Source organism: Yersinia sp. 2553 StPb PI, from assembly GCF_052217105.1.
GTDB lineage: Bacteria > Pseudomonadota > Gammaproteobacteria > Enterobacterales > Enterobacteriaceae > Yersinia > Yersinia enterocolitica_E.
On sequence record NZ_JAZGPX010000001.1, the window covers coordinates 192,981 to 214,745 of the forward strand.

Consider the following 21,765-nt stretch of genomic DNA (forward strand, 5'->3'; position numbering starts at 1 on the left):
TTACTCCCCATAATGTCACGGAAGATGGTTACAGTAACCACATCGAGGGGAAGTCCCTTTCATTCGCTAAGTATATTTTTTAACCAATTTTGCTAACTGATCTACGCTAATGCGACAGAGCCGTATTGCGTGCTGTTTGCTTGGAGAGGGTGGCACTGCTTACTATCACCAGATTTTCAGCAGTGCCAATTAAGATGGCTAACGGAAATTATCACCTTACCCTATTCATACAACAGTACCATCCTCCTTACTACTACAACACCGGTATAACCATTTTTGCGCCTAAAATATCAATTTTGGCTTATACAGGTATAACGGTAGGGATTAACAATATACAAGTAATCATAATCACCAATAGCTAAATTGGTTCCATATACAGCACCACTGGCTTGCAGAGTAGAAGAATAATAACGATTCACTCCAGAGCCCACGATCCAGCCATAAGCATTCATATTTCCCCACTCGCTCCACAGAGAGCTATTAGCTACCCGAGTTGCACCGGTACTTGAGGTAGAATTAGTTAATTCTCCCATAGTTGGAAGCCTATAACCTGCGCCCAGAGATGTTACGCAATGGTTAACATTATAAGTCGCTGAAGGTACATTATTATCCCACCATTTTTTAATGGTAAAGCTATATTGAACCGCTTCACTGTTAGTGTTATTCACCGCCTTAATAGTGACGATACTGTTCCCAGAGTTTGAGTTGATATTAATATTTCCTTGGTTATCAACCGCTACGGCAGAATTATCACTTGTCCATGTATAGAATAGAGCGGCTTCAGCTTCCGTATAATTGTTGATAACAATTCTGAATTTTGCATTTGCAAAACCATTTGCAGGAAAACCAGCATTAGCGGCAAAACTTGCCCCATTTACAGATAGTGATGTTATTGCACTACTTGCCGGAGCAATCAGTACGGTGGCCGGGGCCACGCCCAGTGCATTGCCCCCCACCGTCACCGTCAGACTGGCCACGCCCACCACGGTGCCGGCGGTCAGGGTCGCGGTATACACCCCGTTGCTGCCTTCACTGACCGCCCCGAGGGTGCCCAGCGTGCTGGCCAAGGCCACCGTCTGCCCGGTCACCGGGTTATTGTTACCGTCACGCAGCGTCAACGTCACCAGCGACGTGTCGCTGCCGTTGGCTTCGATGCTGACTGGCGCCGCCACCAAGGTGGAGTTCGTGGCACTCAGGTTGCCGCTGTCACCGTTCAGGGTCACGGTGGCTGGCGTCACGCCCAGCGCACTGCCGCCCACGCTGACACTCAGGCTGGCGACACCGGAAACGGTGCCGGCGGTCAGGGTGGCGCTGTAGATGCCACTGGCCTGCTCGGTCACATTGCCCAGTGTTCCCAGGCTGCTGGCCAAGGCCACCGTCTGCCCGGTCACCGGGTTGTTGTTGCTGTCACGCAGTGTCAACGTCACCACCGAGGTGTCGCTGCCGTTGGCTTCGATGCTGACTGGCGCCGCCACCAAGGTGGAGTTCGTGGTACTCAGGTTGCCGCTGTCACCGTTCAGGGTCACGGTGGCTGGCGTCACACCCAGCGCACTGCCGCCCACGCTGACACTCAGGCTGGCGACACCGGAAACGGTGCCGGCAGTCAGGGTGGCGCTGTAGACACCACTGGCCTGCTCGGTCACGCCGCCCAGTGTTCCCAGGCTGCTGGCCAAGGCCACCGTCTGCCCGGTCACCGGGTTGTTGTTGCTGTCACGCAGTGTCAGCGTCACCACCGAGGTGTCGCTGCCATTGGCTTCGATGCTGACTGGCGCCGCCACCAAGGTGGAGTTCGTGGTACTCAGGTTGCCGCTGTCACCGTTCAGGGTCACCGTGGCTGGCGTCACGCCCAGGGCATTGCCGCCCACACTGGCCGTCAGGCTGGCGGTACCGGAAACGGTGCCGGCAGTCAGGGTGGCGCTGTAGACACCACTGGCCTGCTCGGTCACGCCGCCCAGTGTTCCCAGGCTGCTGGCCAAGGCCACCGTCTGCCCGGTCACCGGGTTGTTGTTGCTGTCACGCAGTGTCAGCGTCACCACCGAGGTGTCGCTGCCATTGGCTTCGATGCTGACTGGCGCCGCCACCAAGGTGGAGTTCGTGGTACTCAGGTTGCCGCTGTCACCGTTCAGGGTCACCGTGGCTGGCGTCACGCCCAGTGCATTGCCGCCCACACTGGCCGTCAGGCTGGCGGTACCGGACAGGGTGCCGGCGGTCAGGGTCGCGGTATACACCCCGTTGCTGCCTTCACTGACCGCCCCGAGGGTGCCCAGCGTGCTGGCCAAGGCCACCGTCTGCCCGGTCACCGGGTTATTGTTACCGTCACGCAGCGTCAACGTCACCAGCGACGTGTCGCTGCCGTTGGCTTCGATGCTGACTGGCGCCGCCACCAAGGTGGAGTTCGTGGCACTCAGGTTGCCGCTGTCACCGTTCAGGGTCACGGTGGCTGGCGTCACGCCCAGCGCACTGCCGCCCACGCTGACACTCAGGCTGGCGACACCGGAAACGGTGCCGGCGGTCAGGGTGGCGCTGTAGATGCCACTGGCCTGCTCGGTCACATTGCCCAGTGTTCCCAGGCTGCTGGCCAAGGCCACCGTCTGCCCGGTCACCGGGTTGTTGTTGCTGTCACGCAGTGTCAACGTCACCACCGAGGTGTCGCTGCCGTTGGCTTCGATGCTGACTGGCGCCGCCACCAAGGTGGAGTTCGTGGTACTCAGGTTGCCGCTGTCACCGTTCAGGGTCACGGTGGCTGGCGTCACACCCAGCGCACTGCCGCCCACGCTGACACTCAGGCTGGCGACACCGGAAACGGTGCCGGCAGTCAGGGTGGCGCTGTAGACACCACTGGCCTGCTCGGTCACGCCGCCCAGTGTTCCCAGGCTGCTGGCCAAGGCCACCGTCTGCCCGGTCACCGGGTTGTTGTTGCTGTCACGCAGTGTCAGCGTCACCACCGAGGTGTCGCTGCCATTGGCTTCGATGCTGACTGGCGCCGCCACCAAGGTGGAGTTCGTGGTACTCAGGTTGCCGCTGTCACCGTTCAGGGTCACCGTGGCTGGCGTCACGCCCAGGGCATTGCCGCCCACACTGGCCGTCAGGCTGGCGGTACCGGAAACGGTGCCGGCAGTCAGGGTGGCGCTGTAGACACCACTGGCCTGCTCGGTCACGCCGCCCAGTGTTCCCAGGCTGCTGGCCAAGGCCACCGTCTGCCCGGTCACCGGGTTGTTGTTGCTGTCACGCAGTGTCAGCGTCACCACCGAGGTGTCGCTGCCATTGGCTTCGATGCTGACTGGCGCCGCCACCAAGGTGGAGTTCGTGGTACTCAGGTTGCCGCTGTCACCGTTCAGGGTCACCGTGGCTGGCGTCACGCCCAGTGCATTGCCGCCCACACTGGCCGTCAGGCTGGCGGTACCGGACAGGGTGCCGGCGGTCAGGGTCGCGGTATACACCCCGTTGCTGCCTTCACTGACCGCCCCGAGGGTGCCCAGCGTGCTGGCCAAGGCCACCGTCTGCCCGGTCACCGGGTTATTGTTACCGTCACGCAGCGTCAACGTCACCAGCGACGTGTCGCTGCCGTTGGCTTCGATGCTGACTGGCGCCGCCACCAAGGTGGAGTTCGTGGCACTCAGGTTGCCGCTGTCACCGTTCAGGGTCACGGTGGCTGGCGTCACGCCCAGCGCACTGCCGCCCACGCTGACACTCAGGCTGGCGACACCGGAAACGGTGCCGGCGGTCAGGGTGGCGCTGTAGATGCCACTGGCCTGCTCGGTCACATTGCCCAGTGTTCCCAGGCTGCTGGCCAAGGCCACCGTCTGCCCGGTCACCGGGTTGTTGTTGCTGTCACGCAGTGTCAACGTCACCACCGAGGTGTCGCTGCCGTTGGCTTCGATGCTGACTGGCGCCGCCACCAAGGTGGAGTTCGTGGTACTCAGGTTGCCGCTGTCACCGTTCAGGGTCACGGTGGCTGGCGTCACACCCAGCGCACTGCCGCCCACGCTGACACTCAGGCTGGCGACACCGGAAACGGTGCCGGCAGTCAGGGTGGCGCTGTAGACACCACTGGCCTGCTCGGTCACGCCGCCCAGTGTTCCCAGGCTGCTGGCCAAGGCCACCGTCTGCCCGGTCACCGGGTTGTTGTTGCTGTCACGCAGTGTCAGCGTCACCACCGAGGTGTCGCTGCCATTGGCTTCGATGCTGACTGGCGCCGCCACCAAGGTGGAGTTCGTGGTACTCAGGTTGCCGCTGTCACCGTTCAGGGTCACCGTGGCTGGCGTCACGCCCAGGGCATTGCCGCCCACACTGGCCGTCAGGCTGGCGGTACCGGAAACGGTGCCGGCAGTCAGGGTGGCGCTGTAGACACCACTGGCCTGCTCGGTCACGCCGCCCAGTGTTCCCAGGCTGCTGGCCAAGGCCACCGTCTGCCCGGTCACCGGGTTGTTGTTGCTGTCACGCAGTGTCAGCGTCACCACCGAGGTGTCGCTGCCATTGGCTTCGATGCTGACTGGCGCCGCCACCAAGGTGGAGTTCGTGGTACTCAGGTTGCCGCTGTCACCGTTCAGGGTCACCGTGGCTGGCGTCACGCCCAGTGCATTGCCGCCCACACTGGCCGTCAGGCTGGCGGTACCGGACAGGGTGCCGGCGGTCAGGGTCGCGGTATACACCCCGTTGCTGCCTTCACTGACCGCCCCGAGGGTGCCCAGCGTGCTGGCCAAGGCCACCGTCTGCCCGGTCACCGGGTTATTGTTACCGTCACGCAGCGTCAACGTCACCAGCGACGTGTCGCTGCCGTTGGCTTCGATGCTGACTGGCGCCGCCACCAAGGTGGAGTTCGTGGCACTCAGGTTGCCGCTGTCACCGTTCAGGGTCACGGTGGCTGGCGTCACGCCCAGCGCACTGCCGCCCACGCTGACACTCAGGCTGGCGACACCGGAAACGGTGCCGGCGGTCAGGGTGGCGCTGTAGATGCCACTGGCCTGCTCGGTCACATTGCCCAGTGTTCCCAGGCTGCTGGCCAAGGCCACCGTCTGCCCGGTCACCGGGTTGTTGTTGCTGTCACGCAGTGTCAACGTCACCACCGAGGTGTCGCTGCCGTTGGCTTCGATGCTGACTGGCGCCGCCACCAAGGTGGAGTTCGTGGTACTCAGGTTGCCGCTGTCACCGTTCAGGGTCACGGTGGCTGGCGTCACGCCCAGGGCATTGCCGCCCACACTGGCCGTCAGGCTGGCGGTACCGGACAGGGTGCCGGCGGTCAGGGTCGCGGTATACACCCCGTTGCTGCCTTCACTGACCGCCCCGAGGGTGCCCAGCGTGCTGGCCAAGGCCACCGTCTGCCCGGTCACCGGGTTGTTGCTGTTGTCCCGCAGCGTCAGCGTCACCACCGAGGTGTCGCTGCCGTTGGCTTCGATGCTGACTGGCGCCGCCACCAAGGTGGAGTTCGTGGTACTCAGGTTGCCGCTGTCACCGTTCAGGATCACCGTGGCTGGCGTCACGCCCAGCGCACTGCCACCTACGCTGGCGGTGATGCTGGACGTCCCCACCACGATCCCGGCGGTCAGGGTGGCGGTGTAAACACCGTTAACCTCAGTCACCGGACTCAAGGTTCCCAGGGTGCTGGTAAAGGCCACGGCCTGGCCGGTCACCGGATTGTTGTTGTTGTCCCGCAGCGTCAGCGTCACCTGTGAGGTGTCGCTGCCATTGGCCACAATAGCAGTCGGCGCGGCCACCAACGTCGAGTTAGTGGTGCTCAGGTTGCCGCTGTTGCCGTTCAGGGTCACAGTGGACTGCGTCACACCCAGTGCGACACCGTTGGCGCTCGCGCTGACTGTAGTGATGCCTGATACCATCCCCGCCGTCAGAGTAGCGGTGTAAACACCGTTGCCACTCTCTATCACTGTACTCAAGATACCCAGGGTACTGGTAAAGGTCACGATCTGCCCGGTGACTGGATTGTTGTTGCTGTCGCGCAGCGTCAACGTCACTACGGAGGTATCGCTGCCATTGGCTTCAATATTTATTGGTGCTGCCGTCAGAGTCGAGTTAGCATTGTTTATCATTGGTGCATTTACAGTTATGAGCATGCTCGCCTGACGGGAAGAGTTACCTTGGTTGTCATAGGCGATAGCATTCAGAATGTATCTGTTACCGCTAGCTCGATTGACCTGATATCCAGGCAGCGTTATCTCCAGCCCATCCTTGCTGGTTTGTTTTAACACGCCACCCGCTGCGATCAGCTCTGCACTTTGCCAGTCAATGTGTTTAAGACCGTGTGTTGCTGTCACTTGCGCGGTGATGGTGTGCAGCGATAGAGGATCACCCGCCAGACTTTCTGGCAAGGCCAAGCGCACCAGATTCTGTTTCTGGTAATCCAGCATTATATAATTGTTACGTTCAACCAAATCATACCGACTTCCGGCCAGTGTACGGCTCGCGGCAACGGCTGAGGGGTCTATATGAGATTGCCAGGTTTCACCCAGGCGATAGTTAAACTGAACGTTGATGTTGCTGTCGTTTTGCCCACCTTTGCCGACGCGATGCTCTGCGCCAATAGTGACTAATGGGATTGGGGTATAATTTACCCCCGCAGTAATGGAATGAGGGTTTTTCTGGCGGTTATCTTTGCCAAACAGCGCAACTTCATCACCACGATACTTTTCATACATCGCCTTACCGCCCAACTGGGGATACGACGGTAAATAGGCTTCAGCACGGAGATCATAACCGTTGGCAGGGCGTTCGTTATAATCGGTAAAGTCCCGGGATTGATGCCAATCCGTGAGACCAAAATAGTTATTGGCGGACAATTTCAGGTAATCAGTCCAGGCTTCTGCGCCCACGCCGACACGCCGGTTTTTACCGGTCAGATCATTATCAAAGAAGGTATTTGCACCATACATCCAATTCTCCTTGAATGTACGCACCCCGGCGCCCATATTGACCGTATTACGGCTGTCTTTATTGCGGGCCCCAAGTTGGGTAAAGAGAATGGATTTTTCATTATCATACAGCGGGATCAATACATCTGCCGCACTGCCGTCCAGATGGAGGTCATCATTAACATTCAGCTGTACACGAGCCGTACCAAACTGACTCAGCCACTGTTGTGCCGAGTTATTGAATTCATTACTGGCCGCAGAACGAACCATCCTCTCACCGGATTTAGCGGTATCACCGTTGGATAAGGCGGTCGCACCCGCCACCGCATGACCGGCTAATGTATTTTCTACTGAAAACGTATCGCCTTTATTGTTATCTATTGAGAAAGGAGAGACTTTACGGGGAACATCAATTTCATCGCCCGTCGTCAGAACAGTGAAGGGACGAGAAAAAGTACGGTAGACATTTATTTTTTTTAGTTCGTCAACGGTAATACCGTATTTTTTCGCTACAATATTAACATTTTCTCCCAAACCAAGCACATAGGGTTCAGTAGATGAATAGGATAATGTTGTTGTGGCCTTTGAAGCTTTCATCGCCGCAATGGCCGGAGAGAAAGATGTGCTCAGAGGGATAAATAATTGTAATAGTAACATACCCCAGGCAACTCGTCTGATATGGGGCCGGGGGAGAGGAGAAACGTGTCTTTTCAGTGAAACACCGACTGTAGGTTGCAGTTTATTTAAAAAAGAAAAACGTTTAATCATATTTTTGCGCTCACAAATAACGAATATCACCCTTTATCAAGCAAAATAAAGAGTAGAAATTAATTACACATAACTATTGTAATGGTGTTGTAAACTCGATTTTTCTTGAGTATGACAACCAAAAAAAATAAAACTAAAAATTAATATTAAATACTTTAATTAATAAAAATCAGATTAAGTAGAAGTGCTTTTCGTTACTAACCTTAAAGATGCTTTCTACTCAAAATTAGTAACAAACATTTAGAAATACAATGATCAGTTATCTTTTAATTTAACACATGTACTTCACAAAAAAACTTGATTTACAACACATAAGCAATAATCTTATAATAAAATAACAGGGTAGGTATATAAGATTTAATGGCTCTGTCGCATTAAGGCGTGGTCAGGTAACATGCTGTTTTTTTGGTTCTGTCGCATTAAGGCGTTATCAGGTAGCATGCTGTTTTTTTACGATGTTGCCTGCCCATGTCTCTAATAAGAAAAGCCTTCCGTCGCCTGCATTATCCCACTGATGTTATCGTTCAGTGTGTTCGCTGGTATCTCGCTTATGCCCTCAGCCTGCGTAATCTCGAGGAGATGATGGCAGAGCGCGGTATTATTGTTGACCACTCCACGCTTCACCGTTGGGTCATCCGTATGGTGCCCTTGCTGGATAAGGTATTTCGACGACATAAACGCTCAGTAGGTCGTCGGTGGCGCATGGATGAAACCTACATCAAAGTCAAAGGTCAGTGGAAATATCTGTACCGCGCGGTCGATACTTCAGGCCAGACCATCGACTTCCTGCTGACCGCCAAACGGGATGCTGCAGCTGCATTACGGGGTTGTAAGCGGGAAGCCGCCAAAATTTTGCGGCTGGGTATTTTTAGGGTTGTGTCGCGTTAACGGAGGAAAGACGAAAAAACTAGGGCTGTCTATTTTTCAGGCGGCCAACAGATAAAATTGTTCCGCCGGTGATAAATGCTCCCCGACTGGATGCTGAAGTTGTCCTTTGCGTATCATATGCACTAACTCAATACCTGCCAATATCGTCTGCGCCCGCCGAAATGATTTGAATCCCAACATCGGTCGTATTCGCCGTTTGATATTTCGGTGGTCCTGTTCAATCAGGTTGTTCAGGTATTTACTTTGTCTGAGGGTGATGGTTTCTTCTTCTGGTTTGTCTGCATTGAGTGTGGTTAGGGCTGCGGTGTTGGCACCACTTTTATCGATGGTGACCACATCAGGTTCGCCCTGGTAACGAATGGCCTTGCGAAAAAAACGCAGGGCGGCGGCGGCATCCCGTTTGGCGGTCAGCAGGAAGTCGATGGTCTGGCCTGAAGTATCGACCGCGCGGTACAGATATTTCCACTGACCTTTGACTTTGATGTAGGTTTCATCCATGCGCCACCGACGACCCACTGAGCGTTTATGTCGGCGAAACGCCTTATCCAGCAAGGGCACCAGGCGGATAACCCAGCGGTGTAACGTGGAATGGTCAACGGCAATACCGCGTTCAGCCATCATCTCTTCCAGGTTGCGCAGGCTCAGGGCATAAGCCAGATACCAACGAACACATTGCGCGATGATATCGACGGGATAATGCAGGCGTTTAAAGGCTTTTCTGATGAGAGACATGAGTAGGCAACATCGTAAAAAAACAGCATGTTACCTGACCACGCCTTAATGCGACAGAGCCAGAAAACATGGGAAGGGATAAGAGGTTTACTAGTGCGGCGAAACAATGGTGATTTCACTATGAAAGAATAAGAAAAAAACCATAAAATTCATAAATATAAGCATTAAAAAACCGTGGTGAATTTAGCTAAAAAAAGGATGCCATCTGACATCCTATTGTTTATCCCTGACTACCCTTGATAAGACATTCTCTCAACAATACGCTTGATTGCATCATCAATTTCTAACTGCACTTCAGCAGGCATACGAGAAAACTCATATACAACCAGCCGTTTCTTAGTATCAGTTTTCTTCCTCGCAAACTGGTTGCGATCAGAAAAATCTCGTAGCTTTTCGGTTTCAACCGATTTAAGAGGTGCATCCTTAAGCTCTTTGCTCTCAGCTCGGAAGATTGACAATATTTTAGCTTTATCAGTTATAGGATTATCAGGATCTTTGTGAATACATCGACAGACGTTCACCATTAGTTCTTCAACTGAAACTCTTTTTTTATTTGCGTCTTCTACTATATGCAACAAAAACTGATAGTCCGACAATGAAATATCATTGATTATTGGAAAAACAGAAATTATTTCATCTGGTATAGAAGCAGCCTGAAATGCACGAGTAACTTTTGCTGGGGAAATATTCTCCACCTGCGCAATTTCTTCTTTTGTCATGCCTTTGTCGTACATGACTTTAAATCGCTTCCCAAGTTCGCGAAGGCTATGTTCTCTAGCCGTCTGAATATCTTTTGCAAGTTGTTGGGCGTCGGCAAGGTCGATCTCATCCTTCGTTACAAGGATCTCGTACTTCACCTGATTAAAAATACAGGCGGCTCGGCGGCGGGTACCATCCAGAATTTCAATTTTCCCATTAACCTCCCGGCCAATGGCAGGAAAAAACTGCTGGAGATTTATCGTACGAGAAATATCACTGACTGACTCGGGCGTGAGCATAGTCTGGTCACGCCCATTAACAGTGGAGTCAACAAACGTCCGTGATTCAATCTCACCACTTAGCACAATGGTATGGACAAATTTAGCCTGTTTACCTGATTTGAGAGTGAAGGTCTTGGAATTCTCACCACCTTCTAGCATACGTGCAAATTCAGAACTACTATTCCCAAGAACTCGGCCTCGAGACACGATATTTTTCATGCTACCGTCCCTCTGATGTATTCAATCCGGTCAAAAACAGCTTTAGTGAAACGCTCAGCCTCAGTACGAGCCCTCTTAAGCGCCTCTACGCTGCCTGGATAGGACATCGGATTGGCACTGATTATAGTGTCAAATGACTCACCACAACGCTCAAAACCATCCAGTCGTGGCAATGATGAATCTAGTATGTTGCTGGCATACACCTCACGCGCCAAACTGTGCGATGTTTCATGATCACGTTTATTGGTCATTTTGGACATAAAACCGATACTGGCACTTAATCGTGGCTCAATGCCTTCATCTTCTAATTGTTCCAGCATTTCTGGCAAGCGAGTTAGATATTTAAGAGTTGAATGAAAGTCTACTTGAGCTGGAGGGGTAGGGGTTAATAGCAAATCACTGGCAGCTAGGCCATTGAGTAAAAAAGGGTCAAGGTGTGGTCCTGTATCAATGAAAATGAAGTCATAATCATTCGCCACACGATCAATTATTTTCTTACGTAATACCTCAGACGGAGAGACTCCAGGTAAGTGCTCAGCCACCAAAGACGCCCACTGACTCGCAACAAAACCATCATCAATTGACGCAGGGATAACATCAACCCCCGGAACAATTGTCGGGCGGATAACCGTTGTACGAAGTTGTTCTGCATCGAGATCATTCAGCATTGCCTGAGCTGCTGTTTCGAGTATAGAACCGATGCTATGAGTATGATCCAAAAACATTGTGCTAGAGGCTTGTGGGTCAAGATCAATAACAAGAATACGCAGATCGTGACGTAATAAATCCTGATGTACGCGCAAACCATGCGCCAACGTTACCGTGCTAACAGTTTTTGATACCCCTCCTTTTAGATTCACGACAAAGATCACGTATGGCTCTTTGTGAATATCACGATATTTCGTGATCTTACGATGGTCATAAATATCTATGACGTTCTGAATAGTCAATGCGTACTGCTCAACATTACCTACCTGTTTTTTATTGAAGTGGTAGCCACTGTCCTCCATCTCTTTGATAGCCTGCTCGACGATACGACGGCTTAATTTAGGAAGTTTTGCCACAGCATTACGCGTATAGGTCTGATGATACTCGGTAAGATTGAACTCTTTCCGTTGTTCTTCAATGTCCCTACTCATGGCTTTAAGTAAAGCACTAGCCCTCAGAGCAATAGTGCCAACACTACCGTAATCACGTTTCATCATTATTCCCCTAGAGATGGATTCCTTGCACATCATTAATATGTGAGACTGATTTCAGTGTACACAATAAAATGAAACGTACAACATTTTACTATCAGATAATAAAATTGTGTACGTTTCATTTTTTAGTTAACAAGTGACAACTTGGAGATCAGAAGTGATTGTAAGATAGACCTGTTTTTTGAAAATGAGCACATATCGCTTTAGCCTATACCCTAGTGATAGTGAGTGGTGCTCCACAAAAAACACTCTCATATAAATTGATTTATCACTTTTGATACCAGAGAATCACTTAATCTAGTACCTATTGAGATGAAATGAGATGGCACTTGTCGGTTATGCGCGAGTTTCAACTACTGATCAGGATTTGACTCACCAGGTTGAAGTTTTGACCGCTGCGGGTTGCCGCAAAATTTTCTCGGAAAAAGTTAGCGGGACAAAGAAAGAAGGGCGCCAGGCATTTGACGAATGTCTGGACTACCTGCGTGAGGGCGATACGTTGGTGGTCACACGCATTGATCGCTTATCAAGAAGCCTTCGCGACCTCCAGAATCTGGTGTATGACCTTGAACAGCAAAATATCAAACTCAGGGCGACAGAACAGGCCATCGATACCGCGTCAGCATCCGGCAAAGCCTTTCTGGATATGCTGGGCGTTTTTGCTGAATTCGAAACTAATCTACGACAGGAACGGCAACGGGAAGGTATTGCCCAGGCAAAACAACAGGGTAAGTATAAAGGAAGAAAACCCACCGCTCGCGCAAAATCCGCTGACGTCATCGAGCTGGTTCGTGCCGGTTTTACCCGCGACTCGGTGGCCAAACAACTGAATATCGGCAAAGCGAGTGTCTACCGGATACTGAAAACCTACCGGCTTCAGAACCCCGACGATATTTTGCCTGGCGAGCGTTCAGCCAGAAAAATAGCAACGCTACTCATCGAGCTACGCGTTGAAAATAATACCAAATACGTCAGAGGTAAATCCAAGGTCAGAACGGATATCGAGAACGAATGGCACTGGAGCTTTGATATGGAAAAGCCCGACCCAAAAGGCAACGACTATATTCTCCGGGTTCCCTATGAAACCGAACAAGAGCTGGATGAGCTGGTTGATGAACTAAACCAGGATGCCGCCTATGCAGCTGAGATGCGCTATTGTTATATCGAGTTAGAAGTTGTGCATCAGGAAACAGGGAAAATCTGGAATTAACCGCAGTATTCTTCACGCTCAGGCGCTAAAATCCGTGTTATCAATGACTATGCTACTATTGGCCAATGAAAACGACACCTACACCGCACGACGCGCTTTTTAAACAGTTTTTGACACACCCAGAAACCGCTCGCGACTTTCTGGATGTACACCTACCGCCAGCATTACGCCAGGCGTGCGACCTGAACACCCTGCGACTGGAGTCCGGTTCGTTTATCGAAGAAGATCTGCGTGCCTATTACTCGGACGTACTGTATTCCCTTAAAGCGGGGCAGGGTGACGGCTACATCTACGCACTGATCGAGCACCAAAGTTCGCCAGACAGGCATATGGGCTTTCGGCTGATGCGATATGCTATCGCCGCCATGCAGCGACACCTCGATGCTGGTAACGACAAACTGCCTCTGGTTATCCCGATTTTATTCTATCATGGCCAGGTGACACCTTATCCTTACCCGATGAACTGGCTGCAAGAATTCAGTGAGCCGGAACTGGCGGGACAACTCTACAGCAATGATTTTCCGTTGGTTGATGTGACCGTCATTTCTGATGACGAAATCATGACACACCGGCGCATGGCCATTCTGGAACTGCTACAAAAGCACGTTCGTCAGCGTGACCTTGCCGAGCTACTGGAACAACTGGTCACGTTGCTGCTTGCCGGTTACACTAATAATGAGCAGCTGACATCGCTGATGAATTACATGTTGCAGGTTGGCGACACGGCGGCACCGGAAAACTTTATTAGGGAGCTGGCCCGCCGCTCACCACAGCACGAGGAGGTATTGATGACGATTGCACAAAAACTAGAACAAAAAGGGATCGAAAAGGGTCGCCAGGAAGGCCGGATGGAAGGTATCCAGCTAGGTGAAGCCAAAGGACGTCAGGAAGGCGTGCTTGAAGGTAAACTGGAAGTCGCACGCACTATGCTGGCGAACGGTATCGATCGCGACTCGGTAATGAAAATGACCGGTCTGACCGCTGACGACCTGGCACAAATCCGCCATTAATCATCCAAATGACGGGCAGGGAAGACGTTGTTAGATAACATTGAACCGGACTCACCGGAAAACACCACTTTAGCGTTAAGCCACCTGGCCTTTTGTGCGTTGGTGGCGCTTGGCATAGCCCATCAGGATGGCATGGCGAGAACGCACTACGCAGATAATCTGTTTCTTATCCGCTGGCTGGCTACCGCACAAAAGCAAAAGCGGTTTCCAAAAAGTGTCGCTATCGACATTACCTGGTTACTGGAACGGGGCCGCAAACACGCTGCAGTAGGCAAACTACGCCAGCATCTGGAATATTTATGGCGTTCCTGTAGTGGCAATCTGGCCGAGCAATCAGACCTATTTCGACTCACCTACGCCACTGAGACACTGAGAGATCAAGGCTGGGACAATTATGTGATGGACAGTCGAGAATGGAAATCAGGAACTGTACTCACACCGTCTCAGAATAATGGCTTTTACGTCGAAAAATCCACGCTTAATGCCGCCTTTACCGCCGATGGTCGTCACCTGCATCCCGTACCGTTTCGCATTATCGGTGACACAATGACCTTTATTCAGGTGATGTCGGCGTATTCTCTGCACGCAAGGGTTATCAACAGTGCCCTGGATCACCACACAGTAGTATTGGAACCGGTAGAGTATTCATCCTCACATTGACGGTGCCTGTAGGAGGACACTTAAACGGGCTTGTTGCAAATAATGAGAGTCGGTGATTTTACTCATTGATGGGGGAAATAATTAGGCTAAAACCGTCTCAATGTTAAAGAGCCGATTCATAAAGGCGGATCTTTCCCGCACTAGACATTCAGGTTCGTCACGGCGTAGCCAAATATCAAATTGACCTTTATTCAGTCGTCGCAATGTTTCAAATCCCTGAAGCGTTGACCACGCTCGATTTGGCCGTTTGAACCCCCCGGCCGCTTTTACCAATTTTTTGATGGGTGCATGGTCAGACTCGATACGATTATTCAGGTATTTGACTTGCCGCTGCTTCGCATCATCCCGTAGCTTTCCTTCTTTCATCAAACGAGTAATAGCGTAACCGTATGACGAATGTTTATCGGTATTGAGTATTTTCGGCTGTCTTTCAACCGGATAGGGTTTTAACACCCGTTTAAGGAATTGATAGGCAGCATTTTTGTTTCGTTTAGGCGAAAAGTAAAAATCTAATGTAGTACCGAGCTTATTGATGGCGCGATAGAGATAAAACCATTTTCCGTTGACTTTGATATAGGTTTCATCGAGTTGCCATGAGGAGTCGGCATGCGTAAATTGATATCGTTTCAATTTCTGACGAAGTATGGGGGCATATTCAATAAACCAACGGTAAATGGTAGAGCGATGAACGGAAATCCCACGCTCTGCCAGCATATCGCTGACATTGGCATAACTCATTGGGGTTGAACCGTACCAACGTAAGCACCACAGGATGATCTCGGGTGCAAAATGTTTCCATTTGAAATCGCTAGGGGTCATGTGGGTTCATTGAAGAAGGGATGAATAGCCTCAGTTTTCATGACAACTCCATTTTTTGCAACAAGCCCTTTATTAAAACTTGTCACAACACAAGCTTCACGCGCGACGACCAATTCACGTTGACAGATGTTGCAATGGCAACGTCTGCTGCTCCTACGTACTTTTTACCTTAAGGCTTGGCGGGATGTGCAATGGGAATGTCCAGATTTATCTTCTATTGCTCTTATGAAGTGTGTTGTCGACATTTTTGACAGTACTCCAATGCCTAGTACAAAAGACTTTGGAGAGCTTTTATTGGCCGTTACAGAGCAGCTATCCTCTAAGCTGAAAGAAGGGGTTGAGAGCCCAGATGAATCCGATGATGGCCGCCTGCTGTTTCCCAAACCTAAAATGGATGAGACTGTTGCCCAAGGTATTATTTCAAAAGCAGACGATTTACATTTCACTTTCAAGTTAGCGCTTAATGCTTCAACAAAGAGCCAAACATTAAAGTTCTTAAATGAACTTTTCGGGGATAGTGTTGTGGATGAAGATATAATTAAACCTTGGGCATCCATGCCTGCATACCAACAACCACGGCAACCTCAACGACAAAACCAAATGAAAGATTCACTGACGAGTGGTTGATTGTGGCTATCCATAATTTGTTTCTGCTTAGCGGTTTTCGATATATCGAAAGCCGCAAAATTACTAATTTGCCTATCACCCTACATAGCGAATGTGCTGTTTATATCAAAGCATACCAAACGAAAGCTGGTGAGTTCGTTATTGCTGTTATAGGGCCAAGTGAAGATCTAAGCCGCTTACCGGATGTATATGTTATCAATCGGCCTGCGAACTTGATTGGCATGGCCTTACCACATATCAGTAGCTTCCAAAGATTATGTATTGTTAACCAAGACACGGCTGATTGGAACCCACAATACCCACCTGCTGTAATTTGTATGTTCGACAACCTGATACAGAAAGCATTGGATAATGCTGTAACCGTTGGGCATCAACGAAATGCTGAGTTTCAGGGCGAATTTGTAAATTACTGGGATGGCTTCATAGATACTTATATCTACGGAAATGCAGGCGAACTTTCGCAATCAAATTTCTCATACAGACCCATGAATGTAGTAACTTCGACTGATGGACGTACTGACAAGGAGTATGTTGTCTTCACCGATACCAAGCAAAGAGATGATTGGTTTAGGTTACGAGGACAAGAAGCATCTTCTGAAAATGATGGTAATGTTACCGTTGTCAGAATTACACGTAGTAATACAACTCCTATTAAATGGCCACCTCAATCACTTGGGGACATTTTTGACTGGTTAAAACTTGCCGATCTTTCTGCTCACGACTCGCTTGCCAAAGGAATACTAGCCAATCTAACCAAGGATCGGCAAATAGTGCTGTTGGACATTGTAAACGAAGGCATTATTGGCTTTGAAATCTGCTTCAGATCAACTATCAAGACGGTTTTGCAACATCATGCTAAAAAAAGATCCAAAACTGGAGGAAGTAAAAATAAGCAGAGACTTAGTTCAATCATCCCGACACTTAAATCAAAATATGCACTAAGTAAATTTTCTCGCTTGAATGCTCGTTCAATAAGCAGCAAAGAACTTCAACAACGTAATCGCCTTATCCCATTAGATCTAGAGAACAAGCAAATTCTTATCATTGGTTGTGGGACAATTGGTGGTTTTGCTATACAACTACTTACTAAGGTTGGAGCCGGGCGAGGTAATATTGGCCGATTGGTTCTCTGTGATGGAGACGTTTTATCACCGGGTAATCTTAGTCGACATGCACTGCCAGCAACTTATATCGGTTGGAATAAAGCCGAGGCTTTGGGGAGATACATAAAACGTGACTCTTTGGGCAGTCTAAAAATAGAGATCAAACCCTATCGTTTGGAAATGAAAGAAGAAAATATTCGTGGTTACGATATTGTAATAGATGCCACAGGTCATGCACCAACTAGTAAAATGCTGAGTTACATGGTGCGAAACTCTTCTCAACGGCCAACTTTTCTCATCCATGGATATAACGACGGTTACGGCTTGGCATCGGTTGTCATGATCGACGATGGAAAGGCTTGCTATGAATGTGCCAAGCATCTTCCTGTACTTAATGAAGCTCATAAGCCTATCAATCCCCATCGAAATTCATGCGGGAGTGTTTTCACTCCATATGATGCGAGTGTGAGTACTATCACAGCTGCATTAATTCAAGAGGCAGTTCTAAATACACTTCAGGACAGCCTCCCGAGCAGGTATGAATACTTACACCACTGGGTTCGGGCAATGAATGCGCAGGCAAAGTGGTGCAAATACCGCAGCTTTAGCCACGCTCAACGGTAAAAAACCTGATGAGGATGCGATTACCGTCAGGCAGAGTAAATACCTGGACAACCTGATAGAGCAGGACCATCGGAATATCAAACGACGCATACGGCTGATGCTGGGATTTAAATCATTTTGGCGTGCGCAGACGCTGTTAGCAGGCATCGAGTTGTTACAGATGATACGTAAAGGGCAACTACAGCATCCCGCCGAAGAACATTTATCACCAGCAGAACAATTTTATTGGTTGGCTGCCTAAAAAAACGGCATCGCCACGTTTGCTGACTTGCCTACGCTAATGCGACAGAACCAGTATTACCGCCGAACAGGGGAAACTGGTGATCAAGCTGGCGGCTAAAGGGTAACTGGCTGACGTGTAAAGTAAAATTCCGGCACCGAGGGCGGGATTTATTGTTTAGATTAATTCATATTTTGCTTTTACTTCACTAACTATGCGATGTACTTCATCCTTAGATAAAATAACTTCATGTACCTCAAGGTTGTTATGATTTTTCCACTCATAACCTTCAGTATCATTACCATATAAATAGCTAACCTTAGCAGCTAATATTCTAACCTCACCCATATAACCAACAGAAAATACATAACACGTGTCATTTTCTAAATTATATGTCGAAGCTTGGTAACGATAATCCGCCTCAAAATTATCTGATACCTCAGCATCCGGGTCTAATAGATTAGGAAGCATTGCACTCATTATTTTTGAGAAAGAATCTAATTTTTCCGCTTTAAATAAATACTCATCTTCAGGAACAGTAATCAAAGCATTATCATCCGATAAGCAACTGATATCACCGCTTAAAGTAGCCACACTTGCATAATCAGGAAAAAATTTTCCATCAATAATGAAGTGAAATAGACCATTTTTGTATCCGCCTTCTGAACTCCAGAACGGCACATAATCCATTAAAATTGCGAACTTATTTGGATCACCAAAAATCATAATCACCACCCCTTCTTAGGTAGGTCTAACTGTTTTTTAACATCCGATGGGATTGTGTTCTTATTTAACGGTGCAGACTTGTCCCCTGTACTACCTGACCAATGCCAAGTTCCATCATTTGTATTTGTAAATTGATGAACATTACCTTCTGCATCTTTCGCGTACATTTTTTTCCCACTCACAACTGCTGATCCAAATAGACCCATCGAGTTTTTAGGTTCTGTTCCAGCTTTAAAGCTATAACCTGGTTGCCCCGGTGTATGTTTAGGGTTGGACTGATAATTCAGTCCATTAGCTGCAGGAGTTGAATTCGGCGTAGGTAATGGACTGCCTTTCGGCCCTTTGGCTGCAATCATTGCAGGCACAGTAGCCGCCATCGCTGCCGCTGTATCCTTGTCCAGTCCAAGCGCCTCGAACTTCTGTTGCCACCCTAAATTGGCAACTGTCCCTTCGGCTTCCATACTGGAACTGTACACTGCTGACAGGTAGTTCTTGAACTCGTTAGGTAACTTACCGTCAGCGTCCAACTGCTTGATGGCTTTATCGAACACATCCCACTGACCAACCAGATAACCATACTTATTCCCACATTGATCAGGCTGACTGCTACAGAACTCCAGCATTTCCTTCTGCTGTTTCAGGTTGGTATCTACCATGTCCTGAATCACTTGCTGACAGGCTGCACCTTCACACGTCCTGGCTTTCTGAGCGAAGTTATCAAGCTGAGTTACGCTGAGGAAGTTATTCTCAACTACCGTTTTACCGGTCTGCGCCCCTGCTACTGTATCCGCTGTACTGTCACCAATCAATCCACCCGCCAATCCAGCCGCCAGTGTTGCCAGTGCCGAGACCGTTTGTTTTTCCGTTTCGCTCAGTTCGCTAACCGGCTTACCATAGGCATTTATTGCAATCATGCCTATCAGTTCGCCTGTCACCGCGCCACCCGCACCAACCAGCGCGTTATTACCCTGTGCCGCTGCCAGTGCGGCATTAACCGCCGCGTGTGCCAGTGTGCGCGATACCGGATCATCAGGCAGGGTATCGGCGATAAGTTTAGTGATATACGGTGCAGCACCATTCGCCAGTGCCGCCGCCATATTGCCACCTGACAACCCTTGTACTGCCGCCGTCGCTGCCTGCATGGCACGTTGCACTGCGCCACCGGTTCCTAAACCCGACTCGTTAAACGCCTGATTGTATGCCGTCTGGTAAATCTGCTGGTTGATGTCCTCAGCAGTGGGCACTTGGCCTGGGTTGGCCTTCGCCCACTGTTTTTCTGCCGCAGCAATATCTTCAGGCTTCACGTCCTTCATTTTCTCATTCGCCGCGTTGGTCGCAATAATCTTGCCTTGCGTCCGCGCAATATCCATTGCCTGCCCCCCTATCTCGCTAATCAGTTGGGCTTCTTTCAGGCGGTTCTGCTCTTTCTCTTTATCAAAGATAGGAGCGATGCTGCCGTTGGCATTGTCGGTGTCGCGGCTCAGGTCATCGACATTCTGCTGTTGTTTATCGGTGTCACGAATAGTGATGCTGCCCTCACTGACCGCTGCCTGCGTGGTGCCCTCGGCATGACCGTCATTACCCAGACCCGACAGCACCACACTGCCCAGATTGCTCAGCAGGTCAGACCCCACCGGGCCACCGGTGCTCAGGCTACCGCCCTGATGTTCAGCCTTGAAATCGGCTTTATTTTCAATATTGCTAAAGCCCAGTGTGCCGGTATCCAGACTGTTTTTGCTCTTGTCCGCGGTGCTGGCAATCACTGCGCCATCGAGCTGAGTGTGTTCACCCACGGTGATATCAAAGCCGCCAGAGCCTGCAAAAATACCGGTCTGCTCCTGTACCGAGTCATAATTGCTGTGCAGCTTATCTTTACTGATGCTCAGGTTGGCAGAGCCACCGCCGCCGACCACCGCCATGCTGACACCGCCGCTGGTACTGGTCTGCTTCGCATCATAGTTATCGCTGTCCTGCTGGCTTTGCAGCAGTAAGTCGCGGCCGACATCCACTTTGACGGTTTCACCGCTGGCTTGCGCGCCTATCAGCGAAGTATCACGCCCGCTGCTGAGCGACAGTGTGCCACCTGTGTCAATCTGCGTTTCAGTCCAGAAGGTGCCGTCGCCGTGCTCATTGCCCTGACCTTTGTTGGCATTGGCAAAGATGCTCAGACCACCGCCAGCGCTACCGAACCCCAGACTGACCCCCACACTGCCACCGCTGCTGCTGTTGCTGCCGTCGGTTTTCTGTGTGTTGGCGGCACCGAGCAACAGCACATCACGCGCCGCATCCAGGGTGGTATCGCCACCGGCTTTGAGCTGGCTGCCTTGCACCACAATATCGCCGCTGTTCGCCGGGTTCCCCTCACCGGTGGCCGTCACGCTCAGGTTGTTGCCCGCCGTCAGGGTCGAGCCTGTCACACTGGTCTGTTCCTGATGTTGCTGCGAGGCCGATTTTTGTGAGCCTAATGAAGCGCTGACGCCGAACATGCTGGCAGTATCGCCCCCTTGCGCCTGCACCAACTGGCCTGCTTGTACCGCCTGCGCACCACTGAGTGCCGCTTTAACCCCTTGCAGCGCAGACAGTCGGCCATTGCTCTCTTCGCGGGCATCTTTGGCGGTGGTGACCGCGGTATTGAGGGCGCTGCCGACCGCGCCAGACAGTGCCAGTGTCAGGCCGCTACTTTTTTGCTCAACGCTGTGGGTCTGGCTGCTTTGGTTCTCCGCCGCCAAAATAGCGACGTTTTTACCGGTCAGACTGATGTCTTTACCGGCTAACACGTCAGAGCCTTGCACCGTCAGGTCTTCACCGGCGGTCATGCTGACATTGCCTAGCACACTGCCCACCGTGCTGCCCACGTTGGAGAGAGATTTGCCAGTGTCGGTGGTTTTTTGGCTGTTGTTGCCCACCGTGACACCAATGCCGCCGGTGCTCATCAGGCCGGATTTTTTCTGCTCGAACAGGTGAGATTCGCTCTCGCTCTGTTGCGCCGTGCCGACGGTAAGCTCCTCCCATGTGACGCAACCTACACCGCCACCGCCACCGGTACAGGCCTCTATCAGCTCTTTACTATTCTTGTTACTGATTTCAATGTATTTTTCAATCACTGACGTACAG

At 50.8% G+C, this 21,765-nt stretch carries 10 protein-coding genes and 4 pseudogenes; 7 read left to right on the forward strand and 7 right to left on the reverse strand.

Features of this window, described 5'->3' with window-relative positions; all coding sequences use genetic code 11:
- Positions 1 to 290: 290 nt before the first annotated feature.
- Positions 291 to 7,631: a YrIlm family inverse autotransporter adhesin gene (gene yrIlm, locus V2A84_RS00935; RefSeq protein ID WP_442848500.1), complete on the reverse strand. Its 7,341-nt coding sequence runs from the start codon at positions 7,629 to 7,631 to the stop codon at positions 291 to 293.
- A gap of 468 nt (positions 7,632 to 8,099) precedes the next feature.
- Between yrIlm and V2A84_RS00940 the strand changes: the two are divergent.
- A pseudogene (locus V2A84_RS00940) lies at positions 8,100 to 8,456 on the forward strand (IS6-like element ISYps1 family transposase); the annotation flags it as partial.
- 99 nt (positions 8,457 to 8,555) lie between these two features.
- Here V2A84_RS00940 and V2A84_RS00945 read toward each other — a convergent pair.
- From V2A84_RS00945 to V2A84_RS00955, 3 genes are all read right to left on the reverse strand, one after another.
- Entirely contained in the window at positions 8,556 to 9,251 is a 696-nt protein-coding gene (locus V2A84_RS00945) for an IS6 family transposase (protein ID WP_442848501.1), read from the reverse strand.
- A 230-nt stretch (positions 9,252 to 9,481) separates the two neighbouring features.
- Positions 9,482 to 10,450 carry a ParB family protein gene (locus V2A84_RS00950; RefSeq protein ID WP_442821500.1) on the reverse strand — a complete coding sequence of 323 codons (969 nt, stop codon included), beginning with the start codon at positions 10,448 to 10,450 and terminating at the stop codon, positions 9,482 to 9,484.
- A complete protein-coding gene (locus V2A84_RS00955; RefSeq protein ID WP_442821540.1) occupies positions 10,447 to 11,652 on the reverse strand; it encodes an AAA family ATPase in 1,206 nt (401 codons plus the stop codon). The genes V2A84_RS00950 and V2A84_RS00955 overlap by 4 nt, the downstream gene beginning before the upstream one ends.
- Positions 11,653 to 11,974: 322 nt before the next feature.
- Here V2A84_RS00955 and V2A84_RS00960 point away from each other — a divergent pair.
- From V2A84_RS00960 to V2A84_RS00970, 3 genes and pseudogenes are all read left to right on the forward strand, one after another.
- Positions 11,975 to 12,523, forward strand: a pseudogene (locus V2A84_RS00960) (recombinase family protein); the annotation flags it as partial.
- A 404-nt stretch (positions 12,524 to 12,927) separates the two neighbouring features.
- Positions 12,928 to 13,872: an Rpn family recombination-promoting nuclease/putative transposase gene (locus V2A84_RS00965; protein ID WP_420071497.1), complete on the forward strand. Its 945-nt coding sequence runs from the start codon at positions 12,928 to 12,930 to the stop codon at positions 13,870 to 13,872.
- Between the two features lie 27 nt (positions 13,873 to 13,899).
- A complete protein-coding gene (locus V2A84_RS00970) occupies positions 13,900 to 14,532 on the forward strand; it encodes a DUF2913 family protein (protein WP_420071498.1) in 633 nt (210 codons plus the stop codon).
- A gap of 81 nt (positions 14,533 to 14,613) precedes the next feature.
- Here the strand turns inward: V2A84_RS00970 and V2A84_RS00975 are convergent, their stop codons facing one another.
- Complete coding sequence (locus V2A84_RS00975) at positions 14,614 to 15,351, reverse strand: IS6 family transposase (RefSeq protein WP_442821501.1); 738 nt, start codon at positions 15,349 to 15,351, stop codon at positions 14,614 to 14,616.
- Between the two features lie 126 nt (positions 15,352 to 15,477).
- Here V2A84_RS00975 and V2A84_RS00980 point away from each other — a divergent pair, with 126 nt between their 5' ends.
- From V2A84_RS00980 to V2A84_RS00990, 3 genes and pseudogenes are all read left to right on the forward strand, one after another.
- Entirely contained in the window at positions 15,478 to 15,978 is a 501-nt protein-coding gene (locus tag V2A84_RS00980; protein ID WP_442848502.1) for a hypothetical protein, read from the forward strand.
- Positions 15,979 to 15,980: 2 nt separating this feature from the next.
- A complete protein-coding gene (locus V2A84_RS00985) occupies positions 15,981 to 17,705 on the forward strand; it encodes a ThiF family adenylyltransferase (RefSeq protein WP_442848503.1) in 1,725 nt (574 codons plus the stop codon).
- A pseudogene (locus V2A84_RS00990) lies at positions 17,662 to 17,946 on the forward strand (DDE-type integrase/transposase/recombinase); the annotation flags it as partial. The gene V2A84_RS00985 and the pseudogene V2A84_RS00990, both read left to right, overlap by 44 nt.
- Before the next feature lie 156 nt (positions 17,947 to 18,102).
- Here the strand turns inward: V2A84_RS00990 and V2A84_RS00995 are convergent.
- Both V2A84_RS00995 and V2A84_RS01000 read right to left on the reverse strand, forming a co-directional pair.
- A complete protein-coding gene (locus tag V2A84_RS00995; RefSeq protein ID WP_442848504.1) occupies positions 18,103 to 18,651 on the reverse strand; it encodes an immunity 42 family protein in 549 nt (182 codons plus the stop codon).
- 701 nt (positions 18,652 to 19,352) lie between these two features.
- A pseudogene (locus V2A84_RS01000) lies at positions 19,353 to 21,659 on the reverse strand (hemagglutinin repeat-containing protein); the annotation flags it as partial.
- Positions 21,660 to 21,765 lie beyond the last annotated feature (106 nt).